The 21,014-nt window shown below is 53.9% G+C and carries 16 protein-coding genes and 1 pseudogene; 9 read left to right on the top strand and 8 right to left on the bottom strand.

Features of this window, described 5'->3' with window-relative positions:
* Nucleotides 1–127 precede the first annotated feature (127 nt).
* The gene (locus ACN082_RS07645; protein ID WP_419100268.1) at nucleotides 128–1,783 is read left to right on the top strand and encodes an alpha,alpha-phosphotrehalase; all 1,656 of its coding nucleotides are present in this window, start codon (nucleotides 128–130) and stop codon (nucleotides 1,781–1,783) included.
* Nucleotides 1,784–1,907: 124 nt separating this feature from the next.
* Nucleotides 1,908–3,428, top strand: coding sequence for an MFS transporter (locus ACN082_RS07650; RefSeq protein WP_419100354.1), 1,521 nt, complete (start codon nucleotides 1,908–1,910; stop codon nucleotides 3,426–3,428).
* 10 nt (nucleotides 3,429–3,438) lie between these two features.
* Here ACN082_RS07650 and ACN082_RS07655 read toward each other — a convergent pair whose 3' ends face one another.
* On the bottom strand, nucleotides 3,439–4,470 hold the full coding sequence (locus ACN082_RS07655; protein WP_419100269.1) for a magnesium and cobalt transport protein CorA: 1,032 nt from the start codon (nucleotides 4,468–4,470) through the stop codon (nucleotides 3,439–3,441).
* Between the two features lie 612 nt (nucleotides 4,471–5,082).
* Here ACN082_RS07655 and ACN082_RS07660 point away from each other — a divergent pair.
* A complete protein-coding gene (locus ACN082_RS07660) occupies nucleotides 5,083–5,421 on the top strand; it encodes a hypothetical protein (protein WP_419100270.1) in 339 nt (112 codons plus the stop codon).
* Nucleotides 5,422–5,944: 523 nt separating this feature from the next.
* Nucleotides 5,945–6,172 (top strand): hypothetical protein, encoded by a 228-nt coding sequence (locus tag ACN082_RS07665; protein WP_419100271.1) that lies wholly within the window; start codon nucleotides 5,945–5,947, stop codon nucleotides 6,170–6,172.
* Between the two features lie 1,544 nt (nucleotides 6,173–7,716).
* Here ACN082_RS07665 and ACN082_RS07670 read toward each other — a convergent pair.
* The 3 genes and pseudogenes from ACN082_RS07670 to ACN082_RS07680 all read right to left on the bottom strand — a co-directional run.
* Nucleotides 7,717–8,073, bottom strand: a pseudogene (locus ACN082_RS07670) (adenylosuccinate synthetase); the annotation flags it as partial.
* 48 nt (nucleotides 8,074–8,121) lie between these two features.
* A complete protein-coding gene (locus tag ACN082_RS07675; protein ID WP_419100272.1) occupies nucleotides 8,122–8,613 on the bottom strand; it encodes a hypothetical protein in 492 nt (163 codons plus the stop codon).
* Nucleotides 8,614–8,828: 215 nt separating this feature from the next.
* Complete coding sequence (locus ACN082_RS07680; protein ID WP_419100273.1) at nucleotides 8,829–10,118, bottom strand: adenylosuccinate synthase; 1,290 nt, start codon at nucleotides 10,116–10,118, stop codon at nucleotides 8,829–8,831.
* Nucleotides 10,119–10,540: 422 nt separating this feature from the next.
* Here ACN082_RS07680 and ACN082_RS07685 point away from each other — a divergent pair, with 422 nt between their 5' ends.
* Complete coding sequence (locus tag ACN082_RS07685) at nucleotides 10,541–11,485, top strand: Ltp family lipoprotein (protein WP_419100274.1); 945 nt, start codon at nucleotides 10,541–10,543, stop codon at nucleotides 11,483–11,485.
* A 25-nt stretch (nucleotides 11,486–11,510) separates the two neighbouring features.
* Here ACN082_RS07685 and ACN082_RS07690 read toward each other — a convergent pair whose 3' ends face one another.
* The 3 genes from ACN082_RS07690 to ACN082_RS07700 all read right to left on the bottom strand — a co-directional run bounded on the left by ACN082_RS07690 (nucleotide 11,511) and on the right by ACN082_RS07700 (nucleotide 14,954).
* The gene (locus tag ACN082_RS07690; RefSeq protein ID WP_419100275.1) at nucleotides 11,511–12,497 is read right to left on the bottom strand and encodes an aldo/keto reductase; all 987 of its coding nucleotides are present in this window, start codon (nucleotides 12,495–12,497) and stop codon (nucleotides 11,511–11,513) included.
* A 10-nt stretch (nucleotides 12,498–12,507) separates the two neighbouring features.
* Nucleotides 12,508–14,004 carry an MDR family MFS transporter gene (locus ACN082_RS07695; RefSeq protein WP_419100276.1) on the bottom strand — a complete coding sequence of 499 codons (1,497 nt, stop codon included), beginning with the start codon at nucleotides 14,002–14,004 and terminating at the stop codon, nucleotides 12,508–12,510.
* Between the two features lie 158 nt (nucleotides 14,005–14,162).
* The gene (locus tag ACN082_RS07700; protein ID WP_419100277.1) at nucleotides 14,163–14,954 is read right to left on the bottom strand and encodes a hypothetical protein; all 792 of its coding nucleotides are present in this window, start codon (nucleotides 14,952–14,954) and stop codon (nucleotides 14,163–14,165) included.
* Between the two features lie 263 nt (nucleotides 14,955–15,217).
* Between ACN082_RS07700 and ACN082_RS07705 the strand changes: the two genes are divergently transcribed.
* The 3 genes from ACN082_RS07705 to ACN082_RS07715 all read left to right on the top strand — a co-directional run bounded on the left by ACN082_RS07705 (nucleotide 15,218) and on the right by ACN082_RS07715 (nucleotide 19,426).
* Nucleotides 15,218–17,194 (top strand): M13 family metallopeptidase, encoded by a 1,977-nt coding sequence (locus ACN082_RS07705; RefSeq protein WP_419100278.1) that lies wholly within the window; start codon nucleotides 15,218–15,220, stop codon nucleotides 17,192–17,194.
* A gap of 333 nt (nucleotides 17,195–17,527) precedes the next feature.
* Nucleotides 17,528–18,691, top strand: coding sequence for an LLM class flavin-dependent oxidoreductase (locus ACN082_RS07710; RefSeq protein ID WP_419100279.1), 1,164 nt, complete (start codon nucleotides 17,528–17,530; stop codon nucleotides 18,689–18,691).
* A gap of 3 nt (nucleotides 18,692–18,694) precedes the next feature.
* A complete protein-coding gene (locus ACN082_RS07715) occupies nucleotides 18,695–19,426 on the top strand; it encodes a CE1759 family FMN reductase (RefSeq protein WP_419100280.1) in 732 nt (243 codons plus the stop codon).
* 352 nt (nucleotides 19,427–19,778) lie between these two features.
* On the opposite strand, the gene ACN082_RS07720 is transcribed toward ACN082_RS07715, so the two are convergent.
* Nucleotides 19,779–20,120, bottom strand: coding sequence for a hypothetical protein (locus ACN082_RS07720; RefSeq protein WP_419100281.1), 342 nt, complete (start codon nucleotides 20,118–20,120; stop codon nucleotides 19,779–19,781).
* A 270-nt stretch (nucleotides 20,121–20,390) separates the two neighbouring features.
* Between ACN082_RS07720 and ACN082_RS07725 the strand changes: the two genes are divergently transcribed.
* On the top strand, nucleotides 20,391–20,816 hold the full coding sequence (locus ACN082_RS07725) for a low molecular weight phosphatase family protein (RefSeq protein WP_419100282.1): 426 nt from the start codon (nucleotides 20,391–20,393) through the stop codon (nucleotides 20,814–20,816).
* The last annotated feature ends 198 nt before the right edge of the window (nucleotides 20,817–21,014 follow it).

Raw genomic sequence — 21,014 nt, forward strand, 5'->3', positions numbered from 1 at the left:
GGCAACCTGTCAGACAGGTAGAGTGGGGTGTGCCAGCCAGCAGGCTGTCACGCCCCCTTTCTGCTATCTATGCACAGAACCAGCTAGCCAGACGACTACCGGAACCCACACAACGGAGCAGCGCACCATGAGCTTTCATGATCAGGTTATCTACCAGGTCTACCCCAAGTCCTACCGCGATTCGAGCGGTAACGGTGTGGGGGATCTGCGCGGTGTACTTGAGAAGGTTCCCTATATTGCCTCACTGGGGGTCGATATGGTCTGGCTCAACCCTTTTTATGTGTCACCCCAGAACGATAACGGCTACGACATTGCCGATTACTACCACATAGACCCGGATATGGGCACCATGGAGGACTTTCAGGAACTGGTAGCTGCCCTCGGTGAATACGGTATCGGGGTCATGGTCGATATGGTGCTCAATCATGTCTCTACGGAGCACGAATGGTTCCAGCGGGCACTGGCCGGTGAACAAAAGTACCGGGACTACTTCTACCTGCGCCCGGCCCAGCCCGACGGGAGCCTGCCGACCACCTGGGAATCAAAGTTCGGCGGGCCTGCCTGGTCACCTTTCGGGGGCACCGACCTCTACTACCTGCACCTCTACGACACCACCCAGGCTGACCTGAACTGGCACAACCCGCAGGTTCGGGCTGAACTGCACCGGGTTGTGAACTTCTGGAAGAGCAAGGGCGTGCGGGGCTTCCGCTTTGACGTTCTCAATGTCATCGGCAAGAGCGAGGTACTGCGTAATGCCACCCCCGACGAGAATGAGAAACTGCTCTACACCGACACAGAACAGGTACACACCTGGGTTAAGGAACTCAACCAGCAGACCTTCGGGGACACCCCGGGGCTGCTTACCGTGGGCGAGATGTCCTCCACCACCATCGAGAACAGCGTGCGCTACACCCGGCCCGACAGCCGGGAGCTGGACATGGTTTTCTCCTTCCACCACCTGAAAGTGGACTATGACCGGGGTGAGAAGTGGTCAGATGTACCCTTCGATTTTATGGCCCTTAAGGGGGTGCTGACCGACTGGTCAGTCGGTATTCAAGCGGGTGGGGGCTGGCAGGCCCTTTTCTGGAATAACCATGACCAGCCGCGCGCTATCAACCGCTTTGGCGATCCAGGGCTGTACCGGGAAGAATCAGCGACCATGTTGGCCGCCGCTATCCACCTAAGCCGGGGCACCCCCTACATCTACCAGGGCGAGGAAATCGGCATGATCGACCCTGCCTATGAATCTATGGACGACTATGTAGATATTGAGTCCCACAAGGCCTACCGTACGCTGGTGGATAGGGGGCTGAGCTCCGAGCAGGCTTTCCGTGTTGTGGCTTCTAAGTCGCGGGATAATTCTCGCACCCCCATGCAGTGGGATGCTTCTGAGTTTGCTGGATTTAGCGAAGTCCAGCCTTGGTTACGCCCCACCTCCCAGGCCCTCATGAGTGTGGAGCGGCAGGAGGCCGATGGCAAGATTCTGCCTTTCTACCGCCGCCTGGTTGAGCTGCGCCACCAGATGCCGCTGATTGCGGAGGGAAGCTACGAGCCTTTTGCCCGCGAGCACCAGAGCGTCTACGGGTTTATCCGCGAATATCAGGGGCAGAAGCTACTGGTGCTCTGCAACTTCTACGGGGCAGATACCGCTGTGGAGCTAGCCGCAGAATTCGCGGCGGGGAAGGTGCTGGTCTGTAATTACAAGAATTGCCCTGACCTCACCACCGCAGAAGGCCGACTGACCCTGCGCCCCTACGAAACCGTAGCGGTACTGGTGGACTAAACCTTCCACGGTAAAATAGGCGCTGTGGCTCTGCTCTAGGCCAGAAGCTACACGCTACCGATGATACCGACCCCAGGTAGCCCGCCACCGCGAAAGAGCAGGCATGCACCCCGTCACCGGCCAAATGGCCGCCCTACCAGACCCCTCACCCTCAGCGCACCCCTACCCCCGCAGGTGGGTAGCACTCGCTGTACTCATGCTCCCGGTCCTCCTGGTCTCCATCGATAACACGGTGCTCTCCTTCGCCCTGCCCGAAATCTCCGCCCACCTAACACCCACAGGCCCCCAGCTTCTCTGGATTAACGACAGCTACGCCCTGGTGCTCTCCGGCCTACTCATACCAGCAGGAAGTCTCAGCGACCGCTACGGGCGCCGCACCATGCTCCTGATAGGCAGTGCAGGTTTCACCCTCGTATCAGCCGCAGCAGCCTTTGCCCCCAGCGCAGAATGGCTGATCGCCGCCCGCGCAGGAATGGCTGTTTTCGGGGCACTCCTCATGCCCTCCACCCTCTCCATCATCCGCAACATTTTCACCGACAGCACCGAACGGCGCACAGCCATAGCTATCTGGGCATCTGGCTACGCCGCCGGCGCGGCCCTTGGGCCCATCACCGGCGGAATCCTGCTTGAGCACTACTGGTGGGGTTCCATCTTCCTCATAGCCCTACCCATCATGCTGCCCCTGCTCATCCTCGGGCCCTGGCTCATCCCCAATTCCAAGGACCCCAACCCCGGTGCCATAGACCCGCTCAGCATCGTGCTCATTATGACCACCATGACCCCGGCCGTCTACGCCATCAAGCACTTTGCCCACAAGGGCCTGGACCTACTCACCGCCAGTATGCTCATCCTGGCCCTGCTCTGCGGGTTCATCTTTACCCGCCGCCAGCTAACCCGCACGAATCCCATGCTGGACGTGAGGCTCTTCACCAACAAGCGGTTTACCGGGGCGGCGCTGACTAACCTTATGACGGTATTTTCCCTGGTCGGCTTCCTCTACTTCGTTTCCCAGCACCTGCAACTGGTGAGCGGGCTCTCCCCGCTCCAAGCATCCCTGGTTCTGCTCCCCGGTCTGGCGCTCTCCGTTATCGCGGGCCTGGTGGTGGTCTACCTGGTCAAGTTCGTGCGGCTCTGGGTCATGATTTGCATGGCTCTGGGCCTCATGGTGATAGCCTTCGCACTGGTCATGCTCACCGCCCACACCGGCTCGGACACCAGTATTCTGATCGCTTTCGCCCTGTTAGGAACCGGCATAGGTTTCGCTGAGACCCTGACCAACGACATCATCATGTCAGCAGTCCCGCCTGAAAAAGCGGGGGCCGCCTCCGCTATCTCTGAAACCGCCTACGAAAGCGGGGCTGTGCTCGGTATCGCGGTTCTGGGTTCTATCCTCAATGCCGCCTATCTCGCCCACCTTGTCATACCCGCAGGTGTCAGTGAGCCTGATGCCGCACTGGCCCGCGAAACCCTGGGCGGTGCCGTTGCCGTGGCGGATCAGGTTGGCGGGCAGGCCGGCAGCGCGCTCCTAGAGTCAGCCCAGCAGGCCTTTGACGCGGGTGTTCTCTATACCGCCGGGATCGGTGGTGTGCTCATGCTCCTGTGTATTGTGCTAGTCACTCAGACCCTACGGACAGCCCCTAGGTAAAGGCCGAGGGCTAGAGCCAGCCCTTCTTGCGGAAGACCACCCAGAGGATCAGGGAGACAAGGGCCATGAGCCCCAAAGAGGCAGGGTAGCCCCAGGCCCAGTGTAACTCTGGCATCTCATCAAAGTTCATTCCATAGATAGACCCAATGACCGTTGGGACGACCAGGATCGCCGCCCAGGCGGAGATACGCTTCATGTCATCGTTCTGCCGTTCGGCAACAATGGTGGAGTTAACAGCCAGAGCATTTTCAAGCGATGCTTTTAGGTCATCGACCCGTTCGTTAATCTGTAGGACGTGGTCGTGGACGTCGCGGAAGAGGCGAATGAGCTCTACGCCCTCTTCGGTTCCGGTGGTGCGACCGGTTGTTTCCATCAGGCGGAGGCGGCCCATGAGCAGGTCCAGCATGGGCACCAGGGGTTTTACTGCGCGTTTGAAGTCGGCTACCTCGTTGAGCAGGCCGTAAATGCGTTGGGAGATTTCGGAGGCTTCCCCGCCGGAAGAGAAGAGGGTGTCTTCGATTTCGTCCCCATCATTTTCTAGCCCGTCTATGACCGGGTAGTAGCTATCAACCAGGCTATCCAGGACTCCGTGCAAGAAAAACATGGTCTGGGCACTGGTGGCGCAAGTCTGCATTACCAGCTCATTAAAGTTCTGGTTCATGGCGGCACGGGTTTTCTCGGCTGACCGCAGTGAGTCTTTGACCAACCAAATCATAAAGTGAGGACCAACGAAGAGGTGGGTCTCCCCCAGCCGAAGCTCCTCGGTGTCGTCCAGGTAGACGATAGGCCGCAGAACCAGGAAGTAAGTGTCGCCATAGCGGTCTATTTTGGCGCGCTGGTGGCCGTGCTCTGAGTCTTCAATAGCCAGCGGGTGGAGGTCAAAGAGAGCCGCCAGAACCTCTAGATCCTGGTGACTGGCCTCAAGAAGGCCAACAAATGTACGGTCGCCCACCTGTGGTTGAAGCTCCGCGAAGTCTTTCAGGGTGCCGTATTCTTCGATGTCGCCATTGGCGCGCACAATTTTGCTGAGGAGAAGAGCCATGCTCACCATGCTATAGGAGCCTGCCCCACCGACATGAACTTGCCGGGTAACTCAGCCTGAGGGGTGCCATGAGGCTTATTCAAAAGTAGGAACACACCCCATACCCACCAACTAGATAACGGCACCAGCAAATGACAATCAATGAGGATAAATCATCACAAATAATCTCAAACCCACCGAAAGAACCATTACTCCACCAGCGCGCAAGAGGACTCACACCTCAACAATTCACCACACCACCAAGAGCCCCACCACCCCCAACATCTGGGCAAAACCAAGCAGCCAACCACCAGCATTCACCCTCGCCCAAGCCCTCAAAGCCCCGCTAACCTACCACCGGCGCAATCTCACTGAAGAGCTCCCTACTGAACTCTTCGACACCTCTCACCCCACCATCGCGCGGACCATCAACAGCATTAAGAAAGCGCCCCAAAATCTCTTTCCCCGCTCAATCCACCCTTAAACCAGCTCACTCAAAACACGGGGCCTTTGGCGATTGGCAGAACCCTGATTCCTACTTGGAATTGGTGCTCCCAAGGTACAACAAAACTTCTTCTGTAAGGGAAAACAGGCTGGTTCAACCATCATGTCATTTGCCCCTGGGGGGAACTCTTGACTATCACTGACCCTATACCCAGGGCCAAGCATGATTCGCGCACTTTTAAAGATCATGGGCTGGACCGGGGGCCGGATTCATCTATCTTGGCTGCTAAGGGTTATATCGAGCTAGGCCTAGTCATTTTAGTCAGAGACAGTAAAGTCCACAAGACACCTGCGGATGTGAAGGCGGTGAACAGGTTCATTAATTTACGTCGGGCGGTGGTAGAGCAGGTGGCTGCGCAGGTAGGGATGCCTGGCAATTTAGTTTTGGCCTATGTGGAGCTATTTGTTTCTCTTTTAAGATCACTAGTTCAGATAACGGCGATGATGTATCGTTGGGTTTTGAATTAGGTGCTGGTGGGAGCTTAGCGCTGATACATTTATTGGAAGAACCTCCGGGGACCCAACTCCTGAGTACAGCACAGCATATAATAGTTCTTGCCAGGCCGCGCACAGAGGAGGTTGGAAGAGCGGAATGCAGGTACCTATCAATGGAAGCCCTGGATCAACCTCCAATGGGTTTTTATTCGGTGTCGGAGTAGGGTGTTCTCAAAGTTTTTCATGGGACTGGGGAGTGAAATGATACCGATGAATAGTGTTGATGTATTTTTGAATGTTTGGTGCCCTACTAGGAGCTTCCTTTAGTATCTACCGAATAATGAAATACCCCTCACGGGTAAGAAACCAAAAAGGAATATTCATTCCAGGAATCCCACCAGGGTCCCTTGCGGATAAAATTTTATATACTGTATCCCCTATAGAAGTATTTATCGGAGGCATTCATTTAGCAATGAAGAAAATCCCTTTATAAAAAATTTTTTATTTTCACCTTTTTCTATACATTGATTGCACTAAAGCAACAAAGGAAATACTTATGTTTAATATATTCGAGCATGTTAACCTCCCCGCATTTATCACTTCGTGGATTGGCTTTGCTATTTTTGGCGTATTCCTTCCGCCGGTAACACATGACAAAGGAGTATGGTTCTTCATTAGTATCGCAATTTCAATTGTTTTTCTTATCATCTTTTGGTATCAAGTTTTGAAAGCTTTTGCGCGAAGAAAGCAAGATATCGTCAGGGAATCTGACCCGCATGAGTAAGAAGAAAGAAATGAGCGCAAAAAGCATACATGGACATCCTAAACCGTATCTATTAACCGGGAGATAACGACTTATATGGAGGAGTAACGCTTGGTATTGGGGCGGGCTGGTCTCGTACGTATGGTAAATTTTGGCCTGCAAAGTAGGGGTATGTAGTAATGAATAATCTAGTAATTATAGTCGGCGCATTGGCTTTTATAGTGGGGACAATACTTTCTATATATCGAATAAGAGTATATCCAGATCGGGAAAGTGGGAAGCGGGGAGGTATTTTTCTGCCCGGCGTAGAAGCCGGATCATTTATAGATAGAATGTGGTATATAGGGTCATCACTAGGATTTGGGCTCATGGGGCTCGTATGGATTATTAGTGAATTGACGAAAAAACCATGAAGAGGGATTATAAAATTTTTCTATCTGCATGGATAATAGGATTTTTATCCACTTCATTGATACCCTTTTTTCAAAACGAAAAATCTTTTGTGTTCTATATGCTATTTATTTTTACTGCAATTTCCTATTTAATTTTTCTGGTTTATGGAATTAGGATTCTTTCTACTTTATTTACATTCAAAAAGAAAAATAAGTAGAAATATCGAAACCATTTTGTGATATTTCGAAACACAAAAAATAATTGACATTCATGTTGAGAAGATTCATCATGAGGGTAAACTGCTTATGTTGAACACCCCATGCAACTGGTGACCCTCTCTTTCTACGCGATACGGATAGGGCCAGTGTTCCTATATATATTTCTGATCTGATTGATTCTGATATTCGTTTGGTGAAGGATGATGGTTCGCCGCCTGACTATAATAGGGCATGTGTATACTTAGCGTTATAGGTCTTGTGGGATCTGGGCTTGTTTTTGCGGGCAGCATTATTGCCTTACCCAAGACTTTTGTAGCAACAACTCTAACAGCTATTGGCTCAGGCATAGTCTTTTTAGGAGCACTAGGAATGGCAGGCTTAACATGTCTCTAAAAGAAAAATATACGAGTCGTAAAAAATACTCTAGAATCCTTCTACTACTCGGATCCCTTTTTACCTGGTAGCACTTTTAGGATTTTCATATTTTTACCTAAAAACCCCTGTGGGATTTTTTCTTGCGGTTTTAATATTATTTACACTAATCGCAAATATATACATATTAATAAAATATTTTAAAAAGTAAGTATTAATCTACAGCCAACCTCCAAGTTTGCGGAACTAACCAAGACACTGATATCTCCACAGAGTTAAAACCCCCAAAAAAAAATTTGGGTAACTTTTCAAGGTCTACGATCTTTTCCCAGCTCTCATATACAGCCCTGCACCTGCGGATAGCCAAACCCAATAAGCAAGATAAGCCAGATATTAATTAAGCAATAACCCGTCCCATCGCCGACCACAACCGGGCTTACGCCGAATTATTCCACTTTAGCCAGTCACTGAACCACCGCGGTCAGAAAAAATTTTGAGGTGTTGTCCTTTGAAAAAGTCAACAAATCTCTTAAAAGGTGAGGACCGCTCCCCTACCAGGAGCGGGCCCCATCTCATGGGTGATTAGTCCTGATCAATCAGAACGTGAACCACAATAGTCTGCTCGCGCACCGGGCCAATACCAACCGCCGAGATACGACAGCCAGAGATCTCTTCGAGCTTCTCCAGGTACCTACGGGCATTGACGGGCAGCTGAGAAAGAGTCTTAGCCTCAGTAATGTCCTCAGCCCAACCGTCAAAGTACTCATAAATAGGCTTTGCATGGTGAAAGTCCGACTGAGTCATAGGCATCTCATCAAAGCGAACGCCGTCCACATCGTAGGCCACACAGACCGGAATTTTCTCCAACCCGGTGAGCACTCGAAGTAATGGAACAGTGGCAGAAACTCTGGAATCACCAAAATAGGTACCACAATTTCTATAGCAAATAGGTCAATGCACGCCCACTACAAGACAGTGGCAGTGCCCTCAGAACAGAAATTTAATTTTTCCATTTTCCTCTTCCCAAAGGTTCTGAAAAACAATATTTTTACGGTATTCAATAAAAACAACAACATGATGTGGAAATACAGCTAAGTATTCATCTGTGAAAATGTTAGCACTTTGTATGTCATCAAATGCACCCAGGATAGTATGATAAAAATTTTCGAGAACTAAGATATAGCCATCAAATTTTTCTTCAGAAAAGCACTCAACCTTTTTATGAAAATTTTTTAGATGAATATTATTTGCTATTTTTTCAACATTCAGCAGATCCATTTCCTGAACTGGGTATAAATTATACATTCTCAAGCTATTTTTAGTATAAATATAATTTACGGGAATATCAGGAAAGTAGATTTTATGGAGATCTACATAAATTTCCGCTCGCTGAAGGCTAGTGAACACTGCTGCAATCTCATCAGATTCCCTAAAAACCACATAAAGTGGTCCACCTTTTTGAAGATTTTTAATATCCACAATCTAAATTGCTTTTAATAGTGTGAACACAAGTTTGCAAAACCCTTCCGCCAAGAACTATGGTTCCTACAGTATGTTGCTGAAATTTCGAAGAGTTACTGTTCTTACAGTACCACTCAAGGTTTTTTGTTTGGTAGCTCTGGACACCCGAATTACCCCCAGAAACCCTCGCCATTTCTTTATACCTAAGACCTGCATCCACCTAGAAAAAAAATTTATTCGTCGATCAGATCGCGGACCACAATAGTCTGCTCGCGCCCCGGGCCAACACCAATCGCCGAGATACGACAGCCAGAGATCTCTTCGAGCTTCTCCAGGTACCTACGGGCATTGACAGGCAGCTCTTGGAGAGTCTTAGCCTCAGTAATGTCCTCAGCCCAACCGTCAAAGTACTCATAAATAGGCTTTGCATGGTGAAAGTCCGACTGAGTCATAGGCATCTCATCAAAGCGAACGCCGTCCACATCGTAGGCCACACAGACCGGAATTTTCTCCAACCCGGTGAGCACATCCAGCTTGGTGATGAAGAGGTCGGTAAAGCCGTTAATGCGTACGGCCTGACGAGCCAACACCGCGTCATACCAGCCACAGCGTCGGGGGCGGCCAGTATTGACCCCAAACTCTCCACCGGTCTTCTGCAAGAACTCGCCCATCTCGTCAAAGAGTTCTGTGGGGAAGGGTCCAGCACCCACGCGGGTGGTGTAGGCCTTCTGAATACCGATGACGCGGGAAATGCGGGTGGGTCCAACACCGGAACCAACCGAAGCGCCGCCTGCGGTGGGGTTCGATGAGGTCACGAAGGGGTAGGTGCCGTGGTCAACGTCCAGGAAGGTGGCCTGGCCGCCCTCCATGAGCAGGGTCTTACCCTCATCCAGCGCCTTGTTAAGGAGCTGGGTTGATTCCACAATCATAGGCGCTAGCCGATCGGCGAAGCTCATGAAGTAGTCAACGATCTCTTCGACCTCAACGTGGCGGCGGTTGTAGACCTTGACCAGCAGTTCGTTCTTCTGGCGCAGGGCCCCTTCAACCTTCTGACGCAGGATAGATTCATCGAGAATATCCTGCACACGGATACCCAGGCGGCCCACCTTATCCATGTAGGTGGGGCCAATACCGCGACCGGTGGTACCGATAGCACGCTTGCCCAGGAACCGTTCGGTCACCTTATCCATGGTCTGGTGGTAGGGAGCCACCAGGTGGGCGTTGGCTGAAATCTTGAGTTTGGAGGTGTCTGCCCCGCGCGCTTCAAGCCCGTCAATTTCTTCAAAAAGGGCCTCGGGGTTCACCACAACACCGTTACCGATCACTGGGACAGCGTTTTCTGAGAGGATACCGGCGGGAAGGAGCTTGAGCTCAAACTTCTGGCCGTTGACGACGACGGTGTGCCCGGCATTGTTGCCACCGTTGGGCTTGACGACATAGTCAACGCGACCGCCAAGCAGGTCGGTTGCTTTGCCCTTACCTTCGTCGCCCCACTGGGCGCCTACAATCACGATTGCTGGCATAAAAGTCTTACTCCTGAATAGGTGTCACCTGCCGGGTTTCACGGCGGTGGGGTGGCGCTGAGCTAGCTGTGTATGCGGTTTGGCGCAGAGCACACCGTTTTTAAGAATACCAAGGTGGCACAGTATTGAGAGGGTCGGCGCGGTTTTCTGGCAAGAACAAAAGTAGAAGGCTCCCTCGGTAGGCACCCTATATACAGGGACTCATACAGTGCTCAGTGGGTCAGAACCCATTATGCGAAGCCTAAAAAATCATAGGACATCGCAATTCTCCAAGAAAGATGTTTTACAAGTAAAATATTCTATATTTATTTAAAAATTGTAAATTTTACAAGTCACATAAAACTAATCACCATTCCACGCCAAACACCATAAATCTCCAAGCAATACCGCCCAGTAATTTTTAATAAATTAGAATGGGTAGCATGAGCAGCTTTCCCCCCAATAGCGCCCCAGATTCCCCCCAACTAGCACCCCCACAACCGGAGACTCATAAACCTAAAAACCGCATAGGACTTATAGCCCTTACACTTTCCGTGTCGGGGCTCATCTTCGGCATTTTTCCGGCAACCTCGGTCCTGGGCTGGATCCTGCTACCCGCCGGCTTTGGTGCCGGAATCGCAGGTCTCTTCCAAAAATCAAAGGAAAGAGTTACCTCAATTCTGGCGATTGTTCTTTCCTTTCTGGGCACCGTCATTTGTGGCATCGTACTATTGGTTACAGCGGTCCTTTCCGCTTCGCATCAGCCAGCAGCTAGACAGCCAGCAAGCGAAACTGAGGCAGAATCCCCCGTCGCTTCATCTTCGCTGTCAGCACCGGCGCTCATGCAACCCGCCGATTCCAGCCTTGCCTCATCTTCGGCTCAGCCAAGCACAACCACAACCCCCTCAAAGGCAGAATCACAGTCAAAGGGCAACGTCCCTGACGGCTACGAGAACGCTCTGGCAGAAGCACGCAATTACGTCAAAATTATGGACTTCTCCTACGCCGGGCTCTACGACCAGCTCACCAGTGAATACGGCGGAAAGCACTCGGCAGAGGCCGCCCAGTACGCTCTGGATAATCTGGAGGTTGACTGGAATGCCGAAGCCTTAGGAGCAGCACAGAACTACATTGACATCATGTCCTTCTCCTATGCCGGGCTCTACGACCAGCTCACCAATGAATACGGTGAGCAGTTCACCCCCGAACAGGCCCAGTACGCGGTGGATCAGGTCAAGGTTGACTGGAATGCCGAAGCACTAGAGTCAGCCCGGAGCTACATGGACCTGATGGACATGAGCACCGACAGTCTCTACGACCAGCTCACCAGCAAGCACGGTGAACAGTTCACCCCCGAACAGGCCCAGTACGCTATCGACCACCTCTAACAGGGAAGCCCCTCTTGTGACGTGATTAGAACAGCGCGACCTTGGGAGGTGCCGGGAAGATCGCGTCGAGTTGCGCCAGGTCGACGTCACTCAGACGGGTCACGATGGCCGCCGCATTCGCTTTGACCTGTGCCTGGCTCGTTGCTCCCGCGATTACCGACGCCACCGGGTTCTGCTGGGCCAGCCAGCTAAAGGCAACCTGCACCTCGGTAAGACCACGCTCGGAGGCAAAAGCAGAGAAAGCCTCCAACTGCCCCCAGTTGGCGCCCTCTAAGAGGGCGGGCTTGATGCGAGTCAAACGGCCATCAGCAGGAGCTTGGGTACGGGTGTATTTACCGGTCAAGAGACCGTTAGCTAGGGGGAAGTAGGGCAGCAGGCCCAGCCCGAACTCGCGGGCTGCCGGTAGAACCTCCAGTTCAGCCCTGCGGTCCAGTAGGTTGTAGTGATTCTCAGCAGCTATATAACGGTGGCCCAGGGCGCGACCTAAGTGCTCAGCGTGGGCTAGTTGCCAGCCAGCGTAGTTAGAGGAGCCAATATAACGCACCTTGCCCTGCTCAATCAGGGTGCCCAGAGCAGAGAGGGTTTCCTCAACCGGGGTGGCGGGGTCGGGGGTGTGATGGAAGTAGAGGTCAATATAGTCTGTGCCCAGGCGGGTCAGTGACGCTTCAACAGCGCGCATAATGTAGCGGCGGGACCCGCGCACACCGTAGTCGCGCCCATTCACACCGCCCATATCCATGCCGAACTTGCTGACAATCACGATGTCGTCCCGGTCTATCCCAGTCTCACGCAGGGCACGGCCAAACATGGTCTCGGAAACCCCGGGCTCGGCGCCGTAGATATCGGCAACATCGAAGAGGGTGATGCCCTCGGCTACAGCAGCGGCAAGGACGGCGTTAGTGCCAGCCTGTGTTTCGGTTGCGGTTTTACTGCGTCCCAGGTTGTTACACCCCAGGCCGACCGCTGATACGGTTAGCCCGCTCTTACCCACTTGGCGATATTCAATACTCATAGCCTCTACCTTAGCGGGCTGCGGGTGCGGCTCCGGTGGATTGCTTGCCCGCAGGTACCAGAAGAGCAACAACCAGGCAGACCAGTGACAGGCAGGCGGCAGCGAAGAAGGCCAGGTGCACGCCGTCCATGTAGGCGGCCAGATCGGTCTTTTTGCTGGTAGCTTTTCCTAGCTCGAGCAGGGCCACAAAGCTGGCGGTAGCTGCAGCGCCCGAAACCTGCTGGAAGGTAGTCATAGCCGATGAGCCAAAAGCCTGCAGTTCGCCGTTGAGCGACCCCAGGCCCACCGACATCATGGGTGTGTTAATGAGGGGTAGCGAGAAGCTCATGAGCATGTAGGTTGCTACCACGTACCAGACAGCGGTGTTCTGGCTAAAGGTGCTCATCAGCCAGATAGATGCGATAAAGAGAACCGCACCGGGGATCACCAGGGTACGAGCGCCCAGACGGTCAGCCAGGCGGCCAACAAAGGGACTGAGTACGGCCATGAGCAGGCCTCCGGGAAGGAGCATCATACCGGTCTCCAGCGGGGTCAGGCCCAGGACGTTCACGGTGTAGAGCGGAATCAGGATAGCGGTACCCAGCATGACACCCATACCCACCGAACTCATCATAACGGTGAGGGTGAAAGGCCGTGCCTTGAAGATACGCAGGTCCATGAAGGGGCCGCGTTCTTGGAGCTTAATCTGGCGCACCACAAAAGCGGCGATAATGACGGCGGCAAAACCAGTGACCAGCCAGGGGCTAACCGGCAGGTGGGCACCGCCGTGGGTTGATTCCCCGCCAAGCGAGGAGAGACCCAAGACCAGGCCGCCGAAGCCTGCGGTAGATAGAACGATGGAGAGCAGATCAAGACGTTGGCTTTTGCCCTGGGGCTTACCGGCAGGTGCCAGGCGGGAACCCACAGCAAGGGCAATCAAACCGATAGGCAGAATGAGCCAGAAAAGCCAACGCCAGCTCGCAACATTCAGAATCAGGCCAGAGACGGTGGGGCCAGCAGCAGGGGCCGCTGAAATGACCATACCGATGATGCCCATAGCCTGGCCGATTTTACTGGGTGCAACCAGACGCATCATGGTGGTCATCAGCAAGGGAATCACGATGCCGGTTCCGCCCGCCTGAAGCACTCGCCCTACCAGGAGTAGAGCAATGCCGGGGGCTGTAGCCGATACCAGAGTACCTAGCGAGAAGAGGGCCATAGCTCCCAGGAAGACCGCTCGAATGGAGTAGCGGGAAATAATGAAGCCCGATGCGGGGGTCACCACAGCCATGGTGAGCATAAAGCCGGTGGAGGTCCATTGGGCAGTTGCTGCCGCGATGTTGAGGTCTTCCATGATGTTGGGAAGAGCCACCCCCAGTAGGGTTTCATTGAGAATCAGAACAAAAGCGGATAGAACCATGATGGCAAGTAGTAGGAACTCATGACGTTCAAGCGACTGAGTCTGAGGACTAGCCTGGGGTCTTAGATGTTCTGATGGGTTGCTCTGGGCAGGCTGAGATGAAGGCATAGGCTACTAACCCTACCTAAAGGATGACCTAGTTAGCTATAAAATCTTGCTCACAGCCAGCTGACCTTGAGGTCAGGTAGGTACAAGAAAAAACGCTAGGGCTAGTAGCTTTTGCCACTAGCCCTAACGCCTTCTGCGGGTATCTAGGTAGAAAAACCTTAGAACTTGCCGTCGTAACCGCTACGCCAGGTGTTACCGGCAATACCAACGGTATCTAGTACGTGCCAGTGGCCGGTAGCCTTGTTCCTGATAACCCAGATAGCCTTGATCCAGCTTTGGCAGGAGCTAAACCAACGGTTAGCTGTTTTAATCTGTAGTTTGCCGACCCCGTGGGTGTTGCTGAAGCAGACGTTGTTGGACTGAACCATGATGGACCCCTGGGGTAGGGTGATGGTGCAGGGCCCGGAGCTACAACCGTCGAAGGCGTAAGGCATAGTAAGCCCGCTGACGTCACAGGGGCTAGTCCAGTTACCGGCAAAAAAATTGCCGCTGCTGTAGTAGCCACGGCTGATGCAGCGGAAACGTTCGGCGGCGTCACCGTGGGTGTTGGCGCGTGAGCCATCGCCACACACGGGCACCAGGTAGCACTGAACGTCGTAGCCTGCGCTACCTGCGGAAGCATCTAGGGTCAGGGTGGTGGTGTTGCCAAAGCACCAGCCTTCACCGTTGCTCTGGTCTGTGAAGTGTGCACAGGGAATCTGGCTCATCCAGTTACCGTCGTGGCAGCCCGGGGGCAGGGGTACCTGGCCGCCACCGCCGGTGCTGGGGGGGTTGGGGTTACCGGGGTTAGGGGTGGGGTGGGGGTGACCGGGGTGAGGAGTGGGCGTGGGCTGGGGTTGTCCACCGGGTGGGGTGGTGCTATCAGCAAATGCAGCTGGGGCTACTGCCATCAGGGGTGCTGCAATAGCCAGACCTTTAAGAGCCGTACGGCGATTTGTAGAAAGAGTCATGATTTTCTCCCTAGAGAAATAGTGGTGTGTCACACGTGTATGGGTGCGGTGAGGCTGGGGCGCAGGTACCGTTTGAAGGGTCCTAAGCTCGCTTGCTCACACATCATTTTTCTCCAGAAAAGTGCTGATAACTAGAGGAAACTATGATTTGTGGCGATAAGAGTGGGCATTGTAGGTAGTTCTGTTGATAGGCTGGTCACGCCCTGAGCCAAACCCACTAAATCAGGTCAAGAAGATATCAGCAGACCTCTAAACTGAGAAGCATGACACATTCAGGTATTGATACCAGCTTCCTTGACCCCGCCACCAACCCTGCCGACGACTTTTTCCGTTACGTCAACGGCACCTGGTACGACTCCCACCAGATTCCCGCCGACCGTTCACGTGACGGTGGCATGTACTTCTTGCGCGATGCCGCCGAAAAGCATGTGCGTGAGATTGTCGAAAAGTTCGCCGCCGAACAGCCCGGCTCCCGTATCGGTGCGCTCTACTCATCTTTCATGAATACCGAGAAAATTGAGCAGGACGCCCTCACTCCCCTACTGGCCGAAGTCGAGCAGGTTTTGGCCGCCGCCACCCCCGATGACATGGTGCGGGTCATGGCAGCGCTCGATGTTCAGGGCCACGGCGGCCCCTTTGGCTGGTACACCAGCATTGACGCTAAGAACCCCGAGAAATATGTGCTCTACCTGTCCCAGACCGGTCTGGGCCTGCCTGATGAGTCCTACTATCGCGACGAAAAGTACGCCGAGATCCGTGATGCCTACCTTCAGCACATCACCCGCATGTTTGAGCTGACCGGCCTGGCCGAGAACTTTGGGCTAGAAGCCGCCGATGCCGCTAAAGCTGTCTTTGCCCATGAGACCGAGATTGCCTCCCACCACTGGGATAACGTTAAGTCCCGCAATGCCGATCTGCGCTATAACCCAATTCAGGCATCGGAGCTAGAGACCAGTTTCCCAGGCTTCCCCTTTAGCAGCTGGCTTGAGGGCATGGGCATCTCTCTGGAGAAAGCGGGTACCGTGGTGGTTAACCAGCCCTCCTACTTTGAGGCCGCCGCCCAGATGTGGGCCACTGCCCCGCTGTTTATCTGGAAGCTCTGGTACATCTGGCATATGGCTCATTCCCGTGCGCCCTACCTAACCGAAGCGATTGTGGCTGAGAACTTTGACTTCTACGGGCGTACCCTTTCGGGTTCCCAAGAACTGCGCGAGCGCTGGAAGCGCGGAGTTGGTCTGGTAGAAGGTTCCCTGGGTGAGGAGCTGGGTAAGGAATACGTTGCTATCCACTTCCCGCCAGCCCACAAGGCTAAGATGCTGGAACTGGTCAATGACCTGCTGGCGGCCTACCGCGAGTCGATTGGCACCCTGGATTGGATGACCGATGAGACCCGCGCCCGCGCCCTGGAAAAGCTGGGTAGCTTTGTCACAAAGATTGGCTACCCCGACACCTGGCGGGATTACTCTGAGCTGGAACTGACCGATGATCTCTTTGAGAATCTGCGCCGGTCGGCGGTCTTTGAACACGAGTTCCAGGTGGGTCGCATCAACGAACCGGTCGATAAGAACGAGTGGCTGATGACCCCGCAGACCGTCAACGCCTACTACATGCCACCGGCCAATGAGATCGTCTTCCCTGCGGCCATTCTTCAGCCACCCTACTTTGATCCTGAGGCTGATAATGCCGTTAATTACGGTGCAATCGGCGGTGTGATTGGGCACGAGATTGGGCACGGCTTTGATGATCAGGGTTCTAAGTACGACGGCACCGGTGCCCTCAATAACTGGTGGACGGACGCTGACCGTTCAGAGTTCACCGAGCGCACTAAGGCCCTGGTGGAGCAGTACAACGCCTACACCCCTACCGGCCTTGACCCCGAAAAGTTCACGGTTAATGGTGAGCTGACCCTGGGTGAAAATATTGGTGACCTGGGTGGTCTTTCTATTGCCTTGAAGGCCTACAAAATTGCGCTTGATCGTCAGGGCCTGACCCTGGAGACTGCCCCGGTGATTGACGGCCTGACCGCCACCCAGCGTGTCTTTGTGGCCTGGGCGCAGGGCTGGCGTATGAAGACCCGCCCCCAGACCGCCGAGATGTTCCTGGCTATTGACCCGCACTCCCCCGAGGAGTTCCGTGTCAACGGCGTAGTGCGCAATATTGACGAGTTCTATACGGCCTTTGATGTTCAGCCGGGTGATGCCCTCTACCTGGCCCCCGAAGAGCGGGTTAAGATCTGGTAGAGCTACTGCCATGAATGCTTGGTGCTAGAACGATAGCGGTTGACCTCAGGTGGCGGTTGGTAACTAGCCAACCGCGCAGAGACTATACCTGCTGTATCTAGCGCCTTGTAGCTCGGTCTATTCTCACCCCCGGTCTCCTATGGGGTCTTTTCTACTTCTACTGTCATGTCACCCGGTCTGTGGCCCTGGCTCAATTGAGCCAGGGCTCTTTTTTTGGGTAAGTACTTGCCCTAGGCATCCGACCCAAAACAAGAAATTACTTTACAAGGAAAGTATTTAGGTTTAGAGTGGGGGCTATACAAGAGATAAAACTCAAAAAGAAAGGCATCCATCATGCAATTTGGCATCTTCACAGTAGGCGACATCACCCCAGACCCCCACAGCGGCAAGGCCCCCAGCGAGTACCGGCGCCAACGCAATATCGTCGAAATGGCTCAAAAAGCCGAAGAGGTAGGGCTAGATGTCTTCGCAGTAGGCCAGCACCACAACCCACCCTTTATAGCCTCCTCTCCTACCACCACCCTCGCCTATATTGGAGCGCAAACCAAGAACATTAAGCTCTCCACTTCGACAACCCTGATTACCACAACCGACCCTGTCCGCATCGCAGAAGACTATGGAACACTGCAACATCTGACAGACGGTCGAGTAGACATGATTATGGGGCGCGGCAACACAGGCCCCGTCTACCCCTGGTTCGGCAAGGATATCCGCCAGGGCCTGAACCTAGCCGTTGAAAACTATGCGCTACTCCGGCGCCTCTGGAACGAAGAGCGCGTTACCTGGTCCGGTAAATTCCGCACCCCACTCAACGCTTTTACAGCCACCCCGCAACCTCTCGATTCAGTGGCCCCGTTTGTTTGGCACGGGTCCATCCGCACCCCAGAAATTGCTGAGCAGGCCGCTTACTATGGCGACGGCTTCTTTCACAACAACATCTTCTGGAAAAAAGAACACACCCAGCAGATGATCAACCTTTACCGTGAACGCTACGAACACTACGGCCACGGCCGCGCCGACCAAGCTATCGTAGGTTTAGGTGGCCAGGTCTTTATGAAGAAGAATTCCCAAGAGGCGATCAACTACTTCCGCCCCTATTTTGATCATGCCCCCGTCTACGGTGGCGGCCCCTCCCTAGAAGAGTTCATGGAGCAGACCCCACTAACCGTTGGCTCACCCGAGCAAGTAATTGAAAAGACCCTGTCTTTCCGGGACTATGCAGGCGATTACCAGCGTCAGCTTTTCCTCATCGACCATGCGGGGCTACCCCATGAAGAGGTGCTCCATCAGATAGAAATCCTGGGCGAGGAAGTAGTACCAGTTCTTCGCAAGGAATTTGCCCTGCTCAAGCCAGCTCATGTGCCGCAGGCTCCCACCCACGCCTCCTTACTGGCCCGTGATAGGGCAGGTTATAAGCCGGTTCCTGGTGGTAAGATGACCGACCCCACCTACCAAGGTGCCGTTGACCCAGCTTCTATCGGAGAGCTTCAGGCCTAAGTCATGCTGAAAATAATCACGATAACCGCCGGGGTTACTACCCCCTCCACCACAGAACTTTTAGGCCAACAGCTAGCAGATGCCACCCGGAAGACCCTTGCTGCTCAAGGTGAGCAGGTAGAAATAATTCAGGTGTCTCTTGGTGATTTAGCCAAGCCTCTGACCGATTTTTTCTCGCTGGGTTTCGCCAGTGGCCAACTCGCAGTGGCTCTGGATCACTTGAGGAAAGCGGACGCGGTCATCACCGTTACCCCGACTTTCAAAGCAAGTTATTCTGGGCTATTCAAGATGTTTTGGGACATCGTCGATGACCAGGATGTACACGGTAAACCAGTTCTTCTGGCGGCAACCGGTGGAACAGCCCGTCATTCTCTCATGGTAGAACACTCCATGCGACCGCTCTTTGCCTACTTGCGGATGCACATCATGCCTACCGCTGTTTTTGCGGCCACAGATGATTATGGGGCAGATCTTGATCTTCAACCCCGTATTAATCGGGCCGCTCAAGAGCTGGCTCACTACCTATCGGGCACGTACGGGTACCGCCCCACGAGCGGAAACCAGCTAACAGAAAAAGCAAATAAGCCAAATACCCAAGAAACCCTCAATGCAGGGTCCTTCTTTGGTATCGCAGGTCAGAAAAGACCCGGGCCTCAAGCCGCTCAGGTAACTCGGCCACAGGGGTCAGTTGGGCTCTCTGTCACCCCTTTTGAAGAGCTCCTGAGAGCGGATTAGGTCTCTGGTGCTCATCTGTAGCCTGTGAAGGCAACTGCCACATATGCCCTTATCTCACTTCTGCAGCAGTAGGTAAGGGCTTGTGCGGTCTCTGGGCTATTAGCTCAAAGGTGTGCCAGCTCCAGCCCCCACATCAAGAGCCTTGCCCCCGCAAACATCTAGGAGTGAGAGGGCATCAGTCAGTAAAGAGCGCACAGGTCTGCCCACCTGGGCTTGATTGTACCCACTCCAGTGTCCCGCATCATGTGAAAGCATAGTTTTATACTATCCAAATTCTGTGTGATTCACGCCCCATAAAAATGCACCTGCCCTCTCGTCCCAGCGAGAAGATAGCTGCTCACCCCCCAGGGAACTAGCTCATAGCGGGAGTTTCCCACAGGTTCAGCACGGTGCCGATCCCCTTCTTGACCGCCTTGCGGTAGACCACGGTGCCCCAGGCAATATCCTTAATAGGTATACCTCCCACCGAGTAGACTGTAATCTTCTCTTCTTCATCCTCGGGGGCGGGGTGCTTCAAGGCCAGCCCCATACCGCGCAGTTCAGAGGTGTCCATCTGCCCGTTATGGATACTGTCGTTGAACTTGCACCCAATAATGGACAGGTGGTTGTGCGACTTGCCTGGCTCAGTTTCCTCGGCCCAGGCATGGTACATGCCGGCATTATCCACCAGCTTGCCAACCTCAGGACCAAACATTCCCTAGTCCAGGTGCCCGGCCAGTAGGGTAGTCACCGCACGCCTGGAGGGCAGGGGCTTCTTCCATGGCGTCAGTGCAGGCGGCGACATCTTCAACACCAGCTAAATGGTATTCACGGTATCTAGGCAGGGTCTAACCTGCCTGGAGAAGTTTCCTCTTCTTTCGGACCCAGCCAGGTTCACTTGTGCATATTTTTGCAGGGTACAGCTGGCCAGCCACCCTGGGCGCTAGGCTTATCTTTAGTCACCAAACTCAAGCTGAGGAGAGCTATGGCAACCCCACCCCGCGTCCTTTTTGTCTGCCAGTCCAACAAGGGAAAGTCACAGATGGCGCAGGCCCTGATGAACCTGCACGCCCAGGGGCAGGTGGTCGCCACCTCAGCGGGAACTCAGGCCGCGGTTGGTGGTGCTGTAAACGCTGAGTCTGCTGAGTCACTAGCTGAGCTAGGGGCCGATATGAGCACCGGCTACCCCAAGTACGCGAGCGAGCAGGAGCTACAGGAGGCCGACCGCATCATTATTGTTGGTACCGCCGCCCACCTTGAAGGGGTCAGCCCCGAGATTGAAGCTAAGACCGAGCGTTGGGAAACCGATGAACCGTCCCTGCGCGGGATTGAGGGAGCTGAGCGCATGAAGCTGATCCGTGATGACATCAACCAGCGTGTCCTGGCCCTGCTGGACGAGCTGACCGGCTAATACCTACCTTTCATCCGTGGTAGCAGAAGGCTCACAGCGAAGTTGCTGGCTCGGAGCGGGCGTGAATCGCCGTGTGAGCGATAGCGAACCAGGTGAGAAGGTCAGCAAGGAGCATTAGTCTGGCCTACCCCTTATAAGGGAAAGGGACTGGAAGGCACCGCATTAGCCCGGTGCTTCCAGTCCCTTTGAGCGTTAAAG

Source organism: Rothia sp. CCM 9417, from assembly GCF_048513575.1.
In the GTDB taxonomy this organism is placed as follows: domain Bacteria; phylum Actinomycetota; class Actinomycetes; order Actinomycetales; family Micrococcaceae; genus Rothia.

What these genes read in the sequence shown, in the direction of transcription:
- ACN082_RS07705 (WP_419100278.1), top strand. Translation starts at nt 15,218, where the DNA reads ATGACACATTCAGGTATTGATACCAGCTTCCTTGACCCCGCCACCAAC.
- ACN082_RS07695 (WP_419100276.1), bottom strand. Translation starts at nt 14,004, where the DNA reads ATGCCTTCATCTCAGCCTGCCCAGAGCAACCCATCAGAACATCTAAGA.
- ACN082_RS07715 (WP_419100280.1), top strand. Translation starts at nt 18,695, where the DNA reads ATGCTGAAAATAATCACGATAACCGCCGGGGTTACTACCCCCTCCACC.
- ACN082_RS07650 (WP_419100354.1), top strand. Translation starts at nt 1,908, where the DNA reads ATGGCCGCCCTACCAGACCCCTCACCCTCAGCGCACCCCTACCCCCGC.
- ACN082_RS07655 (WP_419100269.1), bottom strand. Translation starts at nt 4,470, where the DNA reads ATGGCTCTTCTCCTCAGCAAAATTGTGCGCGCCAATGGCGACATCGAA.
- ACN082_RS07665 (WP_419100271.1), top strand. Translation starts at nt 5,945, where the DNA reads ATGTTTAATATATTCGAGCATGTTAACCTCCCCGCATTTATCACTTCG.
- ACN082_RS07680 (WP_419100273.1), bottom strand. Translation starts at nt 10,118, where the DNA reads ATGCCAGCAATCGTGATTGTAGGCGCCCAGTGGGGCGACGAAGGTAAG.
- ACN082_RS07690 (WP_419100275.1), bottom strand. Translation starts at nt 12,497, where the DNA reads ATGAGTATTGAATATCGCCAAGTGGGTAAGAGCGGGCTAACCGTATCA.
- ACN082_RS07645 (WP_419100268.1), top strand. Translation starts at nt 128, where the DNA reads ATGAGCTTTCATGATCAGGTTATCTACCAGGTCTACCCCAAGTCCTAC.
- ACN082_RS07700 (WP_419100277.1), bottom strand. Translation starts at nt 14,954, where the DNA reads ATGACTCTTTCTACAAATCGCCGTACGGCTCTTAAAGGTCTGGCTATT.
- ACN082_RS07720 (WP_419100281.1), bottom strand. Translation starts at nt 20,120, where the DNA reads ATGTTTGGTCCTGAGGTTGGCAAGCTGGTGGATAATGCCGGCATGTAC.
- ACN082_RS07685 (WP_419100274.1), top strand. Translation starts at nt 10,541, where the DNA reads ATGAGCAGCTTTCCCCCCAATAGCGCCCCAGATTCCCCCCAACTAGCA.
- ACN082_RS07725 (WP_419100282.1), top strand. Translation starts at nt 20,391, where the DNA reads ATGGCAACCCCACCCCGCGTCCTTTTTGTCTGCCAGTCCAACAAGGGA.
- ACN082_RS07710 (WP_419100279.1), top strand. Translation starts at nt 17,528, where the DNA reads ATGCAATTTGGCATCTTCACAGTAGGCGACATCACCCCAGACCCCCAC.